General features: G+C 31.6%; 18 protein-coding genes and 1 riboswitch. Of the genes, 4 read left to right on the top strand and 14 right to left on the bottom strand.

Annotated features, from left to right (window positions below; genetic code table 11):
* The 9 genes from BUR17_RS08245 to BUR17_RS08205 all read right to left on the bottom strand — a co-directional run bounded on the left by BUR17_RS08245 (position 1) and on the right by BUR17_RS08205 (position 7,769).
* Positions 1-885, bottom strand: a complete 885-nt coding sequence (locus BUR17_RS08245; protein ID WP_074229823.1) for an outer membrane beta-barrel protein — start codon at positions 883-885, stop codon at positions 1-3.
* Positions 886-897: 12 nt separating this feature from the next.
* Positions 898-2,001, bottom strand: a complete 1,104-nt coding sequence (locus tag BUR17_RS08240) for an RNA polymerase sigma factor (protein ID WP_074229822.1) — start codon at positions 1,999-2,001, stop codon at positions 898-900.
* 2 nt (positions 2,002-2,003) lie between these two features.
* A complete protein-coding gene (locus BUR17_RS08235; RefSeq protein WP_143747545.1) occupies positions 2,004-3,041 on the bottom strand; it encodes a hypothetical protein in 1,038 nt (345 codons plus the stop codon).
* Positions 3,042-3,092: 51 nt separating this feature from the next.
* On the bottom strand, positions 3,093-3,560 hold the full coding sequence (locus BUR17_RS08230) for a protease complex subunit PrcB family protein (protein WP_143747544.1): 468 nt from the start codon (positions 3,558-3,560) through the stop codon (positions 3,093-3,095).
* 63 nt (positions 3,561-3,623) lie between these two features.
* Positions 3,624-4,082, bottom strand: coding sequence for a protease complex subunit PrcB family protein (locus BUR17_RS08225; protein WP_074229819.1), 459 nt, complete (start codon positions 4,080-4,082; stop codon positions 3,624-3,626).
* A gap of 117 nt (positions 4,083-4,199) precedes the next feature.
* Positions 4,200-4,628, bottom strand: coding sequence for a PaaI family thioesterase (locus BUR17_RS08220; RefSeq protein ID WP_079464287.1), 429 nt, complete (start codon positions 4,626-4,628; stop codon positions 4,200-4,202).
* 160 nt (positions 4,629-4,788) lie between these two features.
* Complete coding sequence (locus BUR17_RS08215) at positions 4,789-5,385, bottom strand: 1-acyl-sn-glycerol-3-phosphate acyltransferase (RefSeq protein WP_074229817.1); 597 nt, start codon at positions 5,383-5,385, stop codon at positions 4,789-4,791.
* Between the two features lie 315 nt (positions 5,386-5,700).
* Positions 5,701-7,428 (bottom strand): PspC domain-containing protein, encoded by a 1,728-nt coding sequence (locus tag BUR17_RS08210; RefSeq protein WP_074229816.1) that lies wholly within the window; start codon positions 7,426-7,428, stop codon positions 5,701-5,703.
* Between the two features lie 11 nt (positions 7,429-7,439).
* Positions 7,440-7,769, bottom strand: a complete 330-nt coding sequence (locus BUR17_RS08205; protein ID WP_066681456.1) for a PadR family transcriptional regulator — start codon at positions 7,767-7,769, stop codon at positions 7,440-7,442.
* 473 nt (positions 7,770-8,242) lie between these two features.
* Here BUR17_RS08205 and BUR17_RS08200 point away from each other — a divergent pair, with 473 nt between their 5' ends.
* Both BUR17_RS08200 and BUR17_RS08195 read left to right on the top strand, forming a co-directional pair.
* Positions 8,243-8,758, top strand: coding sequence for an XAC2610-related protein (locus BUR17_RS08200; RefSeq protein ID WP_074229815.1), 516 nt, complete (start codon positions 8,243-8,245; stop codon positions 8,756-8,758).
* Positions 8,736-9,326 carry an HD domain-containing protein gene (locus tag BUR17_RS08195; RefSeq protein ID WP_074229814.1) on the top strand — a complete coding sequence of 197 codons (591 nt, stop codon included), beginning with the start codon at positions 8,736-8,738 and terminating at the stop codon, positions 9,324-9,326. The genes BUR17_RS08200 and BUR17_RS08195 overlap by 23 nt, the downstream gene beginning before the upstream one ends.
* Before the next feature lie 164 nt (positions 9,327-9,490).
* Here the strand turns inward: BUR17_RS08195 and BUR17_RS08190 are convergent, their stop codons facing one another.
* The 3 genes from BUR17_RS08190 to BUR17_RS08180 all read right to left on the bottom strand — a co-directional run bounded on the left by BUR17_RS08190 (position 9,491) and on the right by BUR17_RS08180 (position 11,735).
* A complete protein-coding gene (locus BUR17_RS08190) occupies positions 9,491-9,874 on the bottom strand; it encodes an acyl-CoA thioesterase (protein ID WP_074229813.1) in 384 nt (127 codons plus the stop codon).
* A 113-nt stretch (positions 9,875-9,987) separates the two neighbouring features.
* A riboswitch (cobalamin riboswitch) is annotated at positions 9,988-10,165 on the bottom strand.
* A gap of 78 nt (positions 10,166-10,243) precedes the next feature.
* A complete protein-coding gene (locus BUR17_RS08185) occupies positions 10,244-11,041 on the bottom strand; it encodes an SGNH/GDSL hydrolase family protein (protein ID WP_228418635.1) in 798 nt (265 codons plus the stop codon).
* Positions 11,042-11,075: 34 nt separating this feature from the next.
* A complete protein-coding gene (locus BUR17_RS08180; protein ID WP_074229811.1) occupies positions 11,076-11,735 on the bottom strand; it encodes an ATP-binding cassette domain-containing protein in 660 nt (219 codons plus the stop codon).
* A gap of 354 nt (positions 11,736-12,089) precedes the next feature.
* On the opposite strand from BUR17_RS08180, the gene BUR17_RS08170 reads away from it, so the two are divergent.
* The gene (locus tag BUR17_RS08170) at positions 12,090-13,187 is read left to right on the top strand and encodes a GEVED domain-containing protein (protein ID WP_074229809.1); all 1,098 of its coding nucleotides are present in this window, start codon (positions 12,090-12,092) and stop codon (positions 13,185-13,187) included.
* 54 nt (positions 13,188-13,241) lie between these two features.
* On the opposite strand, the gene BUR17_RS08165 is transcribed toward BUR17_RS08170, so the two are convergent.
* On the bottom strand, positions 13,242-13,730 hold the full coding sequence (locus BUR17_RS08165; RefSeq protein ID WP_074229808.1) for a YcxB family protein: 489 nt from the start codon (positions 13,728-13,730) through the stop codon (positions 13,242-13,244).
* Between the two features lie 133 nt (positions 13,731-13,863).
* The gene (locus tag BUR17_RS08160) at positions 13,864-16,011 is read right to left on the bottom strand and encodes an endonuclease MutS2 (protein ID WP_074229807.1); all 2,148 of its coding nucleotides are present in this window, start codon (positions 16,009-16,011) and stop codon (positions 13,864-13,866) included.
* Between the two features lie 222 nt (positions 16,012-16,233).
* Between BUR17_RS08160 and BUR17_RS08155 the strand changes: the two genes are divergently transcribed.
* Positions 16,234-16,743 carry a GNAT family N-acetyltransferase gene (locus BUR17_RS08155; RefSeq protein WP_074229806.1) on the top strand — a complete coding sequence of 170 codons (510 nt, stop codon included), beginning with the start codon at positions 16,234-16,236 and terminating at the stop codon, positions 16,741-16,743.
* Positions 16,744-16,785 lie beyond the last annotated feature (42 nt).

Below are 16,785 nucleotides of genomic sequence, written 5' to 3'. Positions count from 1 at the left end.
TTACCTAGAAATAAAATAAGAAATTCCTAAACTGATTTTTCTTTCAGCAAAGGTATTATTAGTCTTAAAAATGTCAAAATCAAATGAAGAGTTTTTTAAAGAAAGATTCTTGATTTTATAATGTTGATATTCCACATCAATCAAAAAGCGGCTGAATATTCGATATTGTAGACCTAAAGAAAACCCGAAATTGACTTGATTACTTTTAAAGTCATCCAATTTATTCAGAACATTATTTTCCGGAACCAAAAACTGCATTTTGTAATTGTTTTTATTGGCTAAAAATCCAACAAAAGGTCGCAGGTTTTTCCATTCGTAGATTGCTTTTAACTGCAAAACATATTCAAAATGTTTATTGTTAAATCTTTGAAAGAGTAGTGGTTGATTGTCTTCGGAGAAATAAAAACCGTCAAGATAAGTTTCTTCTTTATTGGTATCGAGATCAAACGTAGAATTCCAGTGATGAACATTTGCGGAAAGCATTAATGAAAAATTAGGATTAATAATACTTTTAGAAATCCATATTCCAAAATTTTGCCCGAACTGCTGGTTTTTTTCTGACAGCATTTCTGCCCAGCTTGCTTTTTTGAAACCAATTCCTGCCTGAATTCCGTATTGAAAGCTTTTCGTTCTAAGTTTTTTTATTTGTTCTTCAAGTTGTTGTTTATCGAAATTTCTATTGATTTCTTTAATTTCTTCTTCCTCGATTTCCAAAGAAGAAAACATAAGATTTGCAGGTTTTAATTTTACTGATTTTTCAAGATAAATAGTGTCATACACAATCACTTTTTCATAAACATAAATGGTATCTGTTTTTTTACGTTGAGCGAATGCGGAAGTAAAAAATATAACAGAAAAAAGTAAAATTATTTTTCTTAAAAGCATGGTTGTTTAGTTTTATCTTTCTATAAATACAGTGTCTCTCTGAATGATTTTTTTCACCACAATCACTTTGTGAGAAACGGTTTCATCAGAATCTTTTTGTGTTATAGGTTTTGAAGATACTACGTTTTTCGTTTTAATAGAATGATTTTCTGATTTTAAATCTTTATTGTTTTCTAAAACTGAGTTTTGAATTGTTTTTACATTTTCTAAACCTTCATTTATAGGTAATTTATTGTCAGTATTTAATTTGATTTGGTCGGTTGTGGTAATATTTTCTATTGGTTTAGAACTTGAAATATTTGGATTAAATGTTTTTATTAAAGAATTTTTAGGATTAAAAAACAAAATAAACCCAACGATAATAATGAAGAAAGTTGTTCCGATAATTGCTTTTTGTTTCCAGAAATTTTCGGTTGAAGAAAACAAAATTGTATTCGAATCGATATCAGACGGAATTTCGAAATTTTTTGATGGTGAAATGGTAAAATCCAAAAATTTACTTTGAAAATTCTGAGCCCACAACAAGCCACCAAATCCAAGAAAAACTAAAATCTGTGCTGTTTTATTTTTCGGAGTTTCATGGTTGACGAAATGTGTCATTAAATAGTTTTGCACCGATTTTTTAGCTCTCATCAAATGAGATTTTGAAGTGTTAACCGGAATTTCCAGCAAACTTGAAATTTCTGCATGAGAATAGTTTTCGATATAATATAAATTAAAAACCGATTTATGGTGAGAAGGCAGACTGTCGATAGATTTCAACAGCTCTTCTCTCGTAAAATCGTATGCTAGAATGTGTGTTTTTTCGTCGATTGCAGATGTTGTCATTTCAGTCAATGTATTATCTGGGATTTCTGATGGTTCGGTGGTGATAGAGGTATCTTTACTGGTTTTTCGGATAAATTGCAATGCGTTATTGACAACAATTTTTTTCAGCCAACCGAAAATTGCTTTTTCATCTTTTAACTGATGATTTTTCTGAATAGCCATTATAAAACTGTCCTGCACAATATCTTCCGCATTCTGAATATCTGTAATATATCTGCGACAAATCCCCAAAAGTTTTGGGGAATGGTCGAGGTAGATCTTTTGCCAGTTGAGATTTGTTTTTGACATTTTTAGTTCTGTACTACACAAATTGAATTAAAACAGCCCTTTGAAATATCGGTAATCATCATAGTTTCTACATTGTTTATATAGAATTTTACTGCAGAATCTTTAATTCTAGTCATATAAATATTTTGATCTTTAGTCAGTAAATGACCTATCCTATTAAAGCCGTTTGGATCATTTATCTGAACTAAAGTATTATTTTTATAATAAAAGTCGGAGCCTATGTAAAAGTGTTCGTTTTCGTTCCAATAAATCGAATTAATTGGTCCTTGAGTGATGTTCGTTGGTAAATTTATAACAGTATTAGTATGTACATTTTTGTATGACTGGATATTGTTTTGGATATTTTCTTCTAATAAAAATATGCCGGAAGATGTTTTATAATAACCTTTAGGTATTTGATGGGTAGTATTTGTGGAGGTTAACTGTACACCATTTTTATAATGAACTAAATCCCATGAAAAAGTGGTAGGATCATAATTTTTACGTGTAGTTATGTAAATGTCATTATTATAAATTTCAAAACCACCTATCATTTCTTCATTTTGACTTGAAATAATAGTTTTTACTCCATTCTTCCAATAACATAGTTGATAAGTACTCAGACCAGATGTAGGATTAATTATTTTTACAGTTCCAGCAAAGTAAATATCTCCGCTATTAACAATCATTTTCGGTATTAAACGTAAATTATCCATTTGCAAAGTTGTATTTGGCAATACATTGAGATATTGAGCTACATCATACTTATTTCCATTTTTCCAAAAATACCAAGCTGGAATATTACTTATAAAATCAATATTTACAGCTAAAACATAAATATCATTATTATCTACATCTATCTGTATTCCATTTAAATTATTACCTCCTTGTAAAATGGTTTTTTGATTGTTTTTCCAATAGCTTACTTGCAAATTTTCTGTTCCTCCTACATATACATCATATGAGGCAGTTTTTTTCTCAAGCTCTTCATCAATATCATTTTCCCGGCAAGAAAACACAAAGGTCAACAATAAAATAAAAGGTAAAATTAAGTTTCTCATGGTCATTCTTTTCTTTAAAGATGTGGAAATGTAAAAAGGTTGCAGTAAGTTTTAATTAAATATTACAGGTTTTGAAATTTTAGGTATTTTCACGATGTGATAAGGTTGGGTGACAACTGTTGTTACGTTTCCCTGAAGTAATTTTTCAACATCAATCTCAATATTTTGCGGATTTTCATCAACGGTCATTATATCAACGGAATGTCCACCATTTGGATAAACTGCATCAATAACGATGATAACCATAAACTGATTAAAATCGATATTGGTTTCTGTAAAACCTGCCGAAGGGTGATTGTTTGGGCTGTCTATTTGATTTAAAAAATTACTCCATTGCGTAGAGGTTGTAATCACCGTATTTTGTTGAGCTGCATAATTTCCCACAAAGTTTCCTTTTCCAATTAACTGAAAATTAATTTGGTTTTTGCTCTCCAATTGTTCATCATTATCTTGATTATCACTACAAGAAATCGTCATAAAAAAGATGGAACATAGTAAAATAAGTAAATGTTTTTTCATGATGTATAAATTTAAGGGTTTCTTTATATAAGATGAAAAAAAATAAAAAGGTTGCAGGATGCTTTAATTAAATATTAAAGATTTAGCGGTTTTAGGAATTTTCACAATATGATAAGGCTGAGTGATAAAAGATGTGACGTTTCCCTTTAACGATTTTTCTACATTGATAGTAATATACTTAGGGTATTCTTCCATTTTCGTAATCTCGATTGAGTGTCCACCGCTTGGATAGGTTTCATCTACTACAACGATAACTATAAATTCGTTAAAATCAATATAAGTTGTGATAAAACTAGCAGAAGTTTGATAAGTTGTGCTGTCTATTTGATTAAGAAAATTATTCCATTGTATAGAGTTTGTAATAATGGTGTTTTGAGGATTAACGTAATTTCCTATCAAATTTCCTTTTCCAATCAATTGAAAGTTAATTTGATTTTTATTCTCAACGTTTTCATCATCATTACGACATGAAGTTACAATGAATAATACGGAATATAACAGAATAATTAAATGTTTTTTCATAATGTGTAAATTTATGTTTTTCAATTACATAATAAATGAAAATCTAAAAATTTTGTTGTAACATAATAAAAAAGACTCAAAAATTTGAGCCTTTAAATTTTATTTAAAATAAATTTCTCATCGGTTGATAATATTGTTCGTCATCGTTGTATGATTAATCAATTGACCTTTTTCGTCACGAATTTCAATTTCGGAAACATGCATTGTTTTTCCTTTTCTGATAAACCGTGCTACTGCGGTCACAATTCCGTCTTTTTTACTTCTTAAGTGATTGGAATTGATGTTGGTTCCTACACCAAAATATTTGCTTCCGTCGATGAAAATATTAGAAAGGCTAGAACCCATTGTTTCAGCTAAAACACAACTTGCACCACCATGCATAATCCCAAAAGGTTGATGGATGTTTGGTGTAACAGGCATTGTTGCAGTCAGCGTTTCGTTTTCAATATCAATATCGATAAAATGAATACCAATCGTTTTCGCAAAAGTTTCTTCACCCCAGTTGTTGATGAATTCTAATATCTCTTCTTTCGTTTTATCTTTAATGTACATATTTTTATGTGTAATAAGTAATTGGTAATTTTTTTAAGTAAAAAGTAAAAAGTAAAAAGTAAAAAGTAAAAAGTAATTTTGCTCCTAACTCCTAACTCCTAACTCCTAACTCCTAACTCCTAACTCCTAACTCCTAACTCCTAACTCCTAACTCCTAACTCATAACTTCAGCATCGTTTCCCATAATATCAGGATTCCAGTTGGCCGGAATTTTTGGACCGATATCGTTTTTAATATAATAATCCTGAATTTCCTTCATTACTTCAGCAAAACTTGCCGTTTCCAATCTTTCGTAAGGAATTTGGTAGCCCAAATAAACAATGTTTCTTTTAAAATCACCGGCTGCCAAAACAATAGGAACTTTTGCTGCTAAAGCCATGTGGTAAAAGCCTTTTCTCCATTTCGGAACCCAGCTTCTTGTTCCTTCCGGTGTAATTACCAAGCTGAAATCTTCTTTTTTAAACTCATTCGCCACGAAATTAATAAGATCGTTCTTTTGGCTTCGGTCGATACCGATTCCGCCTAAACCTCTTACTACTGCACCGTACCAAGCTTTAGTATGAGCATCTTTAATGATGATTTTAAGTTTTTTTCCTAATTTCCAATAGGCTAAATTTCCTAATAGATATTCCATATTGTGAGTGTGCGGTGCTACAACGAGAACACAACGATCAAGATTGTTGACATCGCCCTGCAGAACTACTTTCCAACCCAGAATTTTTAGCATTAAACTACCTATCAGTTTTTTCATGTATTTTATATTTAAAACAAAAAAGTATAACCAAATTTTGGTTATACTTTACAAATATATTGAAATATTGTCGCTCTTAAAACAAACTGCTAATTAAATCTGCGATTTTCACTGCAATTTCTAAAACTACTTGTACCATGGCTTAAATTTTTTTGTGTTTGTTTTTTATGGAATTTGAATATACGAATATAAAACTTTTTTATGACATAAAATACTTTTTTTTGAAAAATATTTGTCTGTTTCTGAGAGTAGAAGAGTGTGAATTTCAAACGGTTGTCTTACGTCCACACCTTCCGTCACTCTCTGAGGTTTGAATTATTTGGTTTTTATAGAAACTTTGCTGTCTCCGTCTTTGATTTCAATGCTTTTTATTTCGTTTTCGTTTTGCTTGATGATGTTTTTGATAGAATCAATTTTCTTCTTTGCATCTTTCTCAGAAACTTTTACTCCATTGATAATTACACTGTCTTTATCATTCGAACTGTATTCTATGGTAGAACCGTTGATAGAGATTTTGTTTTTTTCAATGCTGATATTTCCGTTTTCGTTATCATCAGATTCATCATTATCGTTGATTCCGTTTCCATCGGTGTCACCATCAAAATTAATCTGATCTTTTTTCACAGGAATTACAATGGTGTTTTGAGGAATTACCAACTCATAATCGATGCTGTAATCTCTGAAACGGTGATCATAAGGATATTTTATGTAGTTTGGAAGAATCACTTTATTATCTACAATTTCTACAGGAACGCTTACGTTTAAAGGATAATTATAACCTTTTGCTTCTTTCTTTATGATTAAATAAGGAGTCTTGATATCTGTTTTTCTTGTAACATCTACGTGAATCCAGTCTTTTTCGAATACAGAGTTTTTATCAGAATAAAGATCGTCGTCGTATGCTGTAAAATTCTGAGGAATCGTTACGTTTTTCATATCAACATAGATGGTATCTGAAGTTGTATTGATGGCAACTTCTTCCACATCTTCTTTATGACCTTTAAACAACATATCCCTTTTTGCCATACTTACTCCGAAGTAAGCGCCTAAACCCATTAAAGAGATAAATAATGCTCCTAAAACCCAACCGATATTTCTCAACTTAGTTTTTGGCGAGAAGATTTTAATACTCAATAAACTGAATAGAATAGCCGGAATTAAAGATCCTACAATAATAATTGCTGCTAAAACACTATACAGTCCATCGTCATCGAAATAGAATTTCATTTCATTAGCTCCCGGAAAATTTGAATCAATTCCAAAAAGTCCGAATACCACAAATACTCCTATAATACTTCCTACTGCCATCAAAGCGAAGAATGCACCGATAATATATTTTAAAACATTCCAAACTCCGCTTCCTGCGTTATTGATATATGGTTTGTTTTCGGTGAAAATTTCACCAGCTCTTGTACTTGTTTCGTTGGCAAACTGTACAATTTTGCTTGATTCTTCTTTTAGATTATCAAAATTTAAAGGCTTACCCTTCATCTTAAGAAAATCGGATGCAGATTCTGCTTTTGGTAAAACTGCCCAAAGAATAAAGTATAGAATGATTACAAGGAAAGATGATCCCGGTGCAACCCATAAGAATAAAAATGCACCCACCCAGATTAATCTCATCCAAGAAATTTCCATTCCGGAATATGCTGCTAAACCTGCGCAAACCCCTGCAATTTTTTGTTTCTCAGGATCACGGAACAATTGTCTTTTGTCTGTGTAAGTTGTTCCTGTAGAATTATTCTTATTCGATTTTGTATTTTTCTCAGAATAATATGCTTCTTCTTGTTCTTCTATTTTTTCAGGAGTACCAATCTGTGCAATTACTCTTTCTACATCACCGTCGTTGATTACTTCGCGTTTTCCTAAAGAATCTCTGAAGATTTCAACCATTCTGATTTCTATATCGTGAATTACCTCATCAGCTTCAGAAATATCCAAAGAGCTTCTCAGAGCATTCAGATAATCGCTAAGCTTTATGTATGCGTGTTCTTCTATAGTGAAAGAAAAACCTGCGAGTCCTATTGAGAGTGTCTTGTTCATAGCTTTTGTTTTTAAAGTTTTTGAGTGATTTGGTTTACAGAATCTGTTAATTCTTTCCAGGTGATTTGAAGTTCAGATAAAAACGTTTTGCCTTTTTCTGTAATTTGGTAATATTTTCTGGGAGGTCCTCCTGTAGATTCTTCCCATCTGTAGGAAAGAAATTCTCCATTTTTCAATCTTGTTAAAAGAGGGTAGAGGGTTCCTTCCACTACATCCAGTTTTCCTTTTTTCAGCTCATCTATTAAATCAGAAACATACATTTCGCGATTGTTGATAAGGCTTAAAATACAGAATTCCAGAATCCCTTTTCGCATTTGCGCTTTGGTATTTTCGGTATTCATCTTTAATAGGTTTTGTTAATTAGTTATATAATTTTCAGTTTTCGGTTCCTAGCTAGTTGAACCTATTCCGATTTTACATTACAAAGATATATAATTAAAATGGTAATATGCAATACAAAGTAGTGAAATTATTTTTAAAATAAGTTTAAATAACTGAAAATCAGGTAGATAATTTTTTATTTATGATTTTGTACTATTATTAAATATTAGAAATAAACTGAATATTTGAGCTTAAATTTTTATATTTGTTATAGATTTTTCGGGTTTTAATTCGAAGAATTATAAAAACTACAAACCATGAATTACAAGAAATTTCTAATGACATTCGTTCTTTAGGAGGACTTTGTAGTGCGCAAAATTATTTTGAGTTAGCCAATGTTTCCAAAAGTTTTAATGTTGTTGTCAACATAGAGACGTGTACTGAAAGGAAATGTAGTGGGAAAGCAACAGTTGATCTTTACGATAAGAATACAATGAAGAAATATCAAAGTTTCTCTTCAAGTGATTTTTATTTAGATTTAAATGAAAACCAAAAACCTGTTTTTGATTCGTTGAAAAATTCGGTTGTTTTTGGTGATTTTAATTTTGATGGAGCGGAAGATCTTGCCATTAGAAACGGAAATACCAATCATCAAAGTCCTTTTTATGAAGTATATTTGAATGATAATTTTAAACAGCAGTTTGTGCTGAATGATGAATTGACAAATCTTGTGCGTTCAAATTCTGGAATGTTTAAAACAGATCCAGAACGTCAACGAATTATTGCTTATCAAAAAAATGGATGTTGCTGGAATCTTACCTCAGAATATTTATTGGTTCCCGAGAGAGGACTATTAAAAGTATTAGAATTTGAAGAAGACAAGAGAGATTCTAAAAAAGTGACAACCGTAAAGAGAGAATTTATAGATTACAAGTGGTTTGCAAAAACAACAATCTATCCTAGAGAACGATATTTTAAAGAAGAAAATGAAAATACAGAAAGAAATTGATTTTATCCTCGCAGTAGACGCATTAAAAAATGTGCAGAGACGAAATTACAATGCAGATGATTCCAGAAGAGAAAATACTGCCGAACATTCGTGGCAGATTATCATTTTAGCCCAAATTCTTTTTCCTTACGCCAAAAACAGAGCCGATATCGATTTGTTGAGAGTGATCAGAATGCTGTCAATTCATGATTTGGTGGAAATTGAAGCGGGTGATACTTTTCTTTTTGACGAAGCAGCGATGGTTGGGAAATTTGAAAGAGAAAAACAATCTGCTCAGAATATTTTCGGAATTTTAGACGAGCCTATCCGTTCAGAATTTTTTAATCTTTGGCTTGAATTTGAAGAAGAACAAACTCCCGATGCCATTTTTGCTTGTGCCATCGACAGAATTATGCCTTTCATTCTTAATTCTTACACCTCCGGAAAAAGCTGGACGGAAGCAAAAGTAACAGAACTTCAAATAAGAAATATGCTTGAAAATGCAATCAGCAGAGCTTCTGACGAAATGGGAGAGGCTTTCCAGACCTTGCTTAACCTAAGTTTGGATTCTGAAAAAGTTTTGAGATAATTTTTTATTCCCACAGATTTCGAGTCGATTGTTTGAAATTTATTTTTAGATAATTTAATAAAATGAAAAAGTTTCGGCGGGCCAAAGGCCCGCCGAAACTGCAAAAAAAAACATTTGAATTTAACGTTAAATTTCGGCGACCGAAGGTCGCCGAAATTCTTTATTTATAGTATTTGAATTGGTTTCTTAAACTCATCAATCGCCACAAAAGTAAAATCTCCCACAATAGCTTTTTCCCTTTCGTAAGAATACATTTGTTCGGTATAGATTTCAACATTCACTTTCATACTCGTTTTTCCAACGTGTGAAACTTTTCCGATTAATTCTACAATTGTTCCTGCAGGAATAGGTTTTTTAAAATCGATTTTATCACTGCTTACGGTTACCACGCGTTTTCTTGCAAATCTTGTTGCGGTAATAAAGGCAACTTCATCCATCAATTGCATGGCTGTTCCTCCGAAAAGAGTATCGTAATGATTGGTGGTATTAGGGAAAACGGCTTTGAAAATTCTGGTTTCCGATGATTGAATTCTTTCTTCTGTAGTCATATTTCATTATTAATTAAAGCGAAAATGAAATGATATTGGAACCAACAGAATTATTCAGGAACATGAAATTCCTGAAAAGACTATAAGATCAATCAACTTCAAATCGCGAAAGTTTTTGTCTAAAGAAATAGGCAGGTCTCCTGACTTGTAACATCTTTATTCCTTCCCATGCTTTTGCACAGTGGCTTTTTATAAAGACTTCGGTTACTTACAGTTGCGCGACAGTTCGTGATTTTCACACGATTCCCTTTTAATCTGTAGTTAAACAGAACCAATTTCTCGAAAAATAGTAGCATAAAGCGATACGCCAAAAGCTAAAGACTTTTCGGTTGCAAAAATAAGAATAATAAAAGAATATATGGTAAAGAATTATTCAGGGTTGCTGTAAATAATCTGGCTGATTGCTCTTCCTTCCTTAATTGTCCAGAAAGTAGTGTATCGGTGTTCACCCGAACCATTAATCATATAAAGAAAAATATGGTCATCATCAATTGAAGTAACTCCCATGTTTTCAAAGTCCATCGTCGGATTAAACATATTTTTAATCGCCTCTCTTACAAAAACAGAACCTCTTCCGGGTTGTTGTACTCGAACTGATTTTATTTCTTTTAAATCTTCAGGAAGTTCCTTTCCGAGTCCCCAGGTTTTTTGTTTGTCTATTTTAATGATATTTCCTTCGGCATCTTTTTCCTGCTTTTTAAATTTTGCACTTGATGGATAAATATCAATTACCACTTTTGTTCTTTGAGCAGTCGGTATTTTCTGATTATTATTGTCTGTAAAAGTAATCGATCTTCCGTTTTTAGATAATACCGGAGTAAATTTTGGAAGCTGATCGATAAATGCAATACGACCTTTATTCACCATTCCTTCTTTATTAAGACTGTCATATCTCACAAAAGGCTTTGGGAGCTCTTCTTTTTCAGGATATTTTATCCAGATCCATTCAGTTTCTCCCGGAGCAGGTTTTACATAAACAAAAACATCTCCTCTTTTCATCCTGATTTTGTCAACAATTTTACGGTAATCTTCTTTGTGTACACGCACCATTGCATAACCTTCTTCGGCTTTTACTACGCCAAAAGGAACTTTATTCTGAGCATTGATCAAACTAAAAGAAAAAATACAGAATACCGATAAATAGATTGCTTTGTGGATGAAAGTCATGATGAAAAGAATATTTATAGCTCAAAGATATAAATTAAATATTTTTTGGAAGATAATTAAACCTTTTCAATTCTGTTAAATCTTTAATTGGTTTTAAATGACCATCAGAAAGAAGAAAAATATCATCTGAAATATCCAAAACATCATGATATTGATGATCCGAAATAATAAAGCCTTTATCAGTTTGTTGTTTAATAGCTGTTTTAATTTCGGTTACTACTTTTGGAGAAAGACTGTGAAACGGCTCATCCAGCAAAATAAATTCTGCTTTAGAATAAATAATCAGCAAAACTTCTACAATTCTAAGCTCGCCAGCTGAAAGCGTATTTGGAGTCTCATTTAAAAATGGTTGAACTAATTCAGATTGAGAAATTTTTGTACTGTTTTCTTTATCACAAAACAAATTAATAAGCTTTCTAATTTTTATATTCTTTGGTAAAAATGAATGTTGAGGTAAATAGGTGATTCTATTTTTTCGGTCAAATTGATTTTGTAAAATCGTATTGTTGAGCTTTATATATTGTGTATCACCTTTTATCGATCCAAAAATAATTTGAAATAAAGTTGACTTTCCCGAACCATTTCTTCCTAAAAGCCCGGAAATATTCCCGGTTTCACAGCTTAAGTAAATGTCTTTCAAAATATCTTTTTCACCAAAAGATTTTGTAATGCTGTCGATATGAAGCTTGCTCATAGAATAAATGAAATAAGTTTTAAAATAACACTAAAAGCAACTGTAATCATCCAAAGCGATATTCTGGAAAACCCAAAATTAGCATAGAAAAGATATTCGTTTTTCAATCTTAATTCATAGATGAAATAATGCATCAACGGGAAAATAAATAAAAAACCAAAGCTGAAATTTTCAAAATTTATTCCTGCTGGAATGGAGGCCAATAAAGAAAATATAATTCCCGGAATGAGAAGTTTCCTGTAAAAGATCCACAATATTTTAATATTGACAAGCATTTTCAAAAATAAGAATAAAGTTTTAATCACTTGTTGAAGAATATTTTATTATTTTTAAAAATAATTTAAAACTAATTACATGATTAAAAATTTACTGTATTTATTTCTTGTTTTATTTGGAACTACATTTTATCAGGGAAAAAGTATTCCTGAAAAAGCAAAGTCTGAATTTTTTTGCGATCTATTGGCTCCGGCAAATGTTTCAGTAACAAATATTTCACATACAGCAGCAACTGTGAGTTGGGCAAATGATCCGAATACTTCAAATTATATTTTGAGATTCAGGCCTGTTGGGAATTTTCCATGGAGTTCACCGTTTGTCCCCGGAAACCAGAATTTTTTTAATTTGAATGGTTTAACGCCATGCACAGCTTATGAAGTACAGGTTGCTAAACTTTGTAATAACGTTCCTGGTGCATGGTCAACTTTAGTGGTTTTTAATACAAAACTCAATTATTTTACATCAGAATCAACAAATTCTGGCCTTATGCATCTTTCGAATATTACAGTTACTCCTTCCTCAACTGGTTTATCACAAATGATAAGCAATTCAGCCGCATCTTTATACACCGATTATCGTCCCGACGCTACTCGTAAAGTTTATTTAACTTGGGATTCTGCAAACAATATGATTTCTGCTACCAAAATAGGTGCAATCAATCCAAATGCAGCTTTTGTAACGGCTTGGATTGATTTTAATGCAAATGGGATTTTCGAAACGAGCGAAATAATTATGAATGTTACATCAAGCTCGGCTAATATTAGTACAAATACGTTTAGCGTTCCGTCTTTAGCTTCGGTCGGCGGAAATATAAGTTGTGCTGTTACGATGAGAGTTATTTTTTCAAATACAGCTGTTACAAACGGTTGCGGCAATTTTGGTTATGGTGAGGTTGAGGATTATGATGTATATTTATCAACAGAAGCTAATCTTGCAACAACTGAAATTAATAAAAATAAAGAAATCGGTATTTACCCAAATCCAACTTCAGATGTTTTGAATATTTCAGGAATTTCATCAGATATAGATTTTGAAATATATAATGTGGCAGGACAAAAGCTAAGCGAAGGGAAAACTAAAAATAAAACATTGAAAGTCGGTCATTTAGTAAAAGGAATATATTTTATTTCATTAAAGGAAAAAGAAAATTCAAGGTTTAAATTTATTAAGAAATAAAAAAGAATAGAGCGCCAGTTACAGCGCTCTATTTTTATATTAAAATGATTTTTTTTAATCATTTCTAAGTTTTGCTTTCACATTATTTTTTTCAATAATATTCCTTAATTCTATAATTTCACTTGGTGAAAAGTATTTTTTCGGAATCATATTCATCGTTGTTTTACTTTGATAAACTAAAAACCAGTCTTTGGTTTCTTTTACTCTGTGGACTGTATTCCATGTAAAATCGCCATCAAATGTTTCGCCTTTGGTCTGAACTTTTTCATCAGTGAAAGTATAAATAATCTCTTCCTGAATTTTCTTGTTAGAGTAAAAAGCATTTTTCAAACGGAAATAAGAACGGATGATGATAAAAACAAAAACAGCAGCAAACCAAATCGATGCAGATTTGAAAATTTCCTTCGTATTATATTCAGCATTAGAAAAGTTTAACCCAAAAATAGCTAATATGATTAATGAAAAAATAATAATTCTTGGGAATGAATTTTTAATATTAAAATTCAAAAAATCCTTAAATGTGATATGAGTTTTTACAGTCATTTAAAATTAATAATCAATAAAATAATTTGATAAATCGTCTGCATATTCAAGCTTAAGCGACTTGTTCGCAACTCTTTGCTTCTTAAAATATTAAAAGTAGAAGATAATCTTTGCGTTGAAAATTAATTCAAAATTAAATTCTCTCCAGTTCGTCAGCATCGATCATTGTCTTAAACGTTCCATAATTTACCGTCACTTTATTTCTCGATATTTTTTCAATCGTTCCCACACTTGTACTTCCGGTAATTCTCACACGTTGCCCTTCTTTCATCCAGACAGCGCGGTCTACTTTACGTTTTTCCTCGATCTTTTCGTTGGTTTCGGTAATTTTTTCGATAACCTCCTCCTTTTTCAGTTGTTGGGTAATTTTTCTTTTTACCACCTGAAGACGCTTAGTTTCATCTTTATCAGCTCCTATTTTTCTGAATTTTTCCTGTTCCAGAATTTTTACGAAATCTTTCACCACATCTTTCCTTGATTTTCCTTTTACATAGCTGTCGATGAAAGATTCAATCTTGGTTCCGAACTGAAGTTTACGATGCTCATCTTCGTACAATTTCTGAAAATTGAATAACTTTTGCTGAAGCTGCTCATTTAGTTTTTGCAGATTATCACGCTTGTCTTCCACCGATTCCTTTCTTTCGGCAAGATCAGTTTTCAGCTTTTCAACTTCGTATTTTTCCTGCTGAAGTTTTACAATAGTTTTATCTAAATTCACAATATCATGTTCCACTTTTTTCTTGGCAGAATGAATGATAAATCTTGGGATTTTATTCTTTTCAGCAACTTCAAAAGTAAATGAACTTCCTGCTTGTCCGATTTCCAGTTTGTACATTGGTTCAAGTGTCTCTTCATTGAAAAGCATTGCCGCATTTTGCGCATTCGGAAGCTCTTCCACAACCAATTTGATATTCGTGTAATGCGTTGTAATAATCGCAAAACTCTTCTTATCATAGAAAAATTCAAGGAAACTTTCAGCCAAAGCGCCACCCAATTCAGGGTCAGAACCTGTTCCAAATTCGTCAATCAATAAAAGTGTTTCTGCATCGGCTTCACGGATGATCCCGCCCATTTTCTTTAATCTTGACGAATAGGTCGAAAGATGATTTTCAATAGATTGATTATCGCCAATATCGGTCATAATTTTATCAAAGAAAAACATCTCAGATTTCGGATGTGTAGGAACCAAAATTCCACTTTGGATCATCAATTGAAGCAAACCTACAGTTTTCAGCGTAATAGATTTTCCTCCAGCATTCGGTCCGGAAATACAGATAATTCTGTTATGATCTGTTAAACTTAATGATTGTGGGAAAATAGTTTTGTTTTCAGATTTATTTCTCAAAAACAATAAAGGGTGAAAAGCTTCTCTTAATTTTAGTGTTCTGTGGCGGTTGATTTTCGGTAAAACTCCGTTAACAAGCTCTGCAAATTTCGCTTTTGCTCTCGTTAAATCAAGATCGAAAATATACATTTGATATCTCCAAAGCTGAGGTTGGAATTCTGCCAATTCTGCGGTTAATTTTCTCAGAATTTTGTCTATTTCCTTTTTCTCTTCTTCCTGATCTTCCTTTAGCTTAAAATAATGCTTTACTACAGAATCGGGTTGCATGTAAGTAATAGAACCGGTTTTTGAAAGTCCTAAAACTCTTCCAGCAACTCTTTTTTTGTATGCCGATTTTACCGCCAAAACTCTTTGGTCGTCAATAATCGTTTCGCGAATATCATCCAAAAATTCACTTTGACCGTAATTGAATAAAGCTCGGTTGAAATTTTCTGTAATTGCTTTTTTGGCATGTTGAATTTGCGTTCTCAACTCTTTTAAAATTGGTGAGGCTTCACTTTTCACTTCGCCAAAACGGTTAAAAACTTTATCAACTTTATCAATGATTTCTTTTCTAAATTCTAATGCAGAAACATCCTGAATCAAATTAGGAAAAGTTTCGGGCATGGTTGGAAAAAACTTTTGCAGTTTCCCAATTTGTTCCGTTAACGTTTTTATTTTGATAAAAGCTACATTTTCCAATCGATAATTTTCGATCAGCATTACTTTTAGTTCATTTTCAATATCTTCATATTCATTGAATGGAATCGCATTCGAACTTTCAAAACTCGATAAATATTCGGAAGTTTTTTTTAATGAAACTTCAGCTTCGTCAATTTCCATCGGACGAAGTTCAAGAATTTTATCTCTCGTTTTCGGAGAATATGCAAAAGGAGCAATTTCCGCGAGCAATTGCGGAAATTCTAATTCGTCTAAATCTTCTTTATCTATATACACAGTGCAAAGATAATTAATTTGAAAATGAATTAATTGGAGAATTTGAAAATGTGTTTTTATTTAAACAACAAAAGACACAAAAGTATTAGTTTGAATAATTAAGGGGCTTTAAAATTTTCAAAAGCTGATGGGTTTCTCTAAAACAATATGTATTAAACTAAATTATTAATGTGTTTAAGTTTTTGTGTTTTTTATGGTTGAAAGTTTTCTTACATTTAATAGATGAAAATAGAAACCGAAAGATTAGTTTTAAAATCAATCGACGAAAGTCATGTAGAAGATATTTTAAAGATTCGAAGCAATGAAGTAGTCAATCAGTTTGTCAAAAGAATTTCGCCAAAAACAAATTATGACGCACTGGATTTTATTTTGACAATTAAAAAGAGAGTAGAAAACAAAGAAACATTTTATTGGGGAATTTCTTTGAAAAATCAACCCAATCTAATCGGAACAATCTGTTTATACCGATTTTCTGAAGACCGAACGGAAGCTGAGGTCGGTTATGAATTACTACCTGATCATCACAGAAAAGGAATCATGTCTGAAACTTTGAAAGCTGTTTTGAATTTCGGTTTTAATGAGTTGTATTTAAATGAAATTTTAGCATTCACCAATAAATTTAATGAAAATTCAAAGTCATTACTTCTAAAAAATGACTTTACTTTGGAAGAGGGGAGAGTGGATGAAGGTTTTCCGGATAATCTGGTTTTTAGTTTAAGGAAAAATATATGATTTTGTCATTCCGACGAAGGAAGAATCTCAATTCTAATCATT

Origin of the sequence: Chryseobacterium scophthalmum (genome assembly GCF_900143185.1) — a bacterium.
GTDB lineage: Bacteria > Bacteroidota > Bacteroidia > Flavobacteriales > Weeksellaceae > Chryseobacterium > Chryseobacterium scophthalmum.
The sequence above is the reverse complement of the archived record's forward strand: the minus strand, read 5'-3'. Positions and strand labels throughout refer to the sequence as shown.

Coding starts and splice junctions, on each gene's coding strand:
- BUR17_RS08205 (WP_066681456.1), bottom strand. CDS start 7,769: ATGAATACCGAAAATACCAAAGCGCAAATGCGAAAAGGGATTCTGGAA.
- BUR17_RS08230 (WP_143747544.1), bottom strand. CDS start 3,560: ATGAAAAAACATTTACTTATTTTACTATGTTCCATCTTTTTTATGACG.
- BUR17_RS08215 (WP_074229817.1), bottom strand. CDS start 5,385: ATGAAAAAACTGATAGGTAGTTTAATGCTAAAAATTCTGGGTTGGAAA.
- BUR17_RS08225 (WP_074229819.1), bottom strand. CDS start 4,082: ATGAAAAAACATTTAATTATTCTGTTATATTCCGTATTATTCATTGTA.
- BUR17_RS08240 (WP_074229822.1), bottom strand. CDS start 2,001: ATGTCAAAAACAAATCTCAACTGGCAAAAGATCTACCTCGACCATTCC.
- BUR17_RS08165 (WP_074229808.1), bottom strand. CDS start 13,730: ATGACTGTAAAAACTCATATCACATTTAAGGATTTTTTGAATTTTAAT.
- BUR17_RS08170 (WP_074229809.1), top strand. CDS start 12,090: ATGATTAAAAATTTACTGTATTTATTTCTTGTTTTATTTGGAACTACA.
- BUR17_RS08245 (WP_074229823.1), bottom strand. CDS start 885: ATGCTTTTAAGAAAAATAATTTTACTTTTTTCTGTTATATTTTTTACT.
- BUR17_RS08235 (WP_143747545.1), bottom strand. CDS start 3,041: ATGAGAAACTTAATTTTACCTTTTATTTTATTGTTGACCTTTGTGTTT.
- BUR17_RS08180 (WP_074229811.1), bottom strand. CDS start 11,735: ATGAGCAAGCTTCATATCGACAGCATTACAAAATCTTTTGGTGAAAAA.
- BUR17_RS08200 (WP_074229815.1), top strand. CDS start 8,243: ATGAAGAAATATCAAAGTTTCTCTTCAAGTGATTTTTATTTAGATTTA.
- BUR17_RS08185 (WP_228418635.1), bottom strand. CDS start 11,041: ATGACTTTCATCCACAAAGCAATCTATTTATCGGTATTCTGTATTTTT.
- BUR17_RS08210 (WP_074229816.1), bottom strand. CDS start 7,428: ATGAACAAGACACTCTCAATAGGACTCGCAGGTTTTTCTTTCACTATA.
- BUR17_RS08195 (WP_074229814.1), top strand. CDS start 8,736: ATGAAAATACAGAAAGAAATTGATTTTATCCTCGCAGTAGACGCATTA.
- BUR17_RS08155 (WP_074229806.1), top strand. CDS start 16,234: ATGAAAATAGAAACCGAAAGATTAGTTTTAAAATCAATCGACGAAAGT.
- BUR17_RS08190 (WP_074229813.1), bottom strand. CDS start 9,874: ATGACTACAGAAGAAAGAATTCAATCATCGGAAACCAGAATTTTCAAA.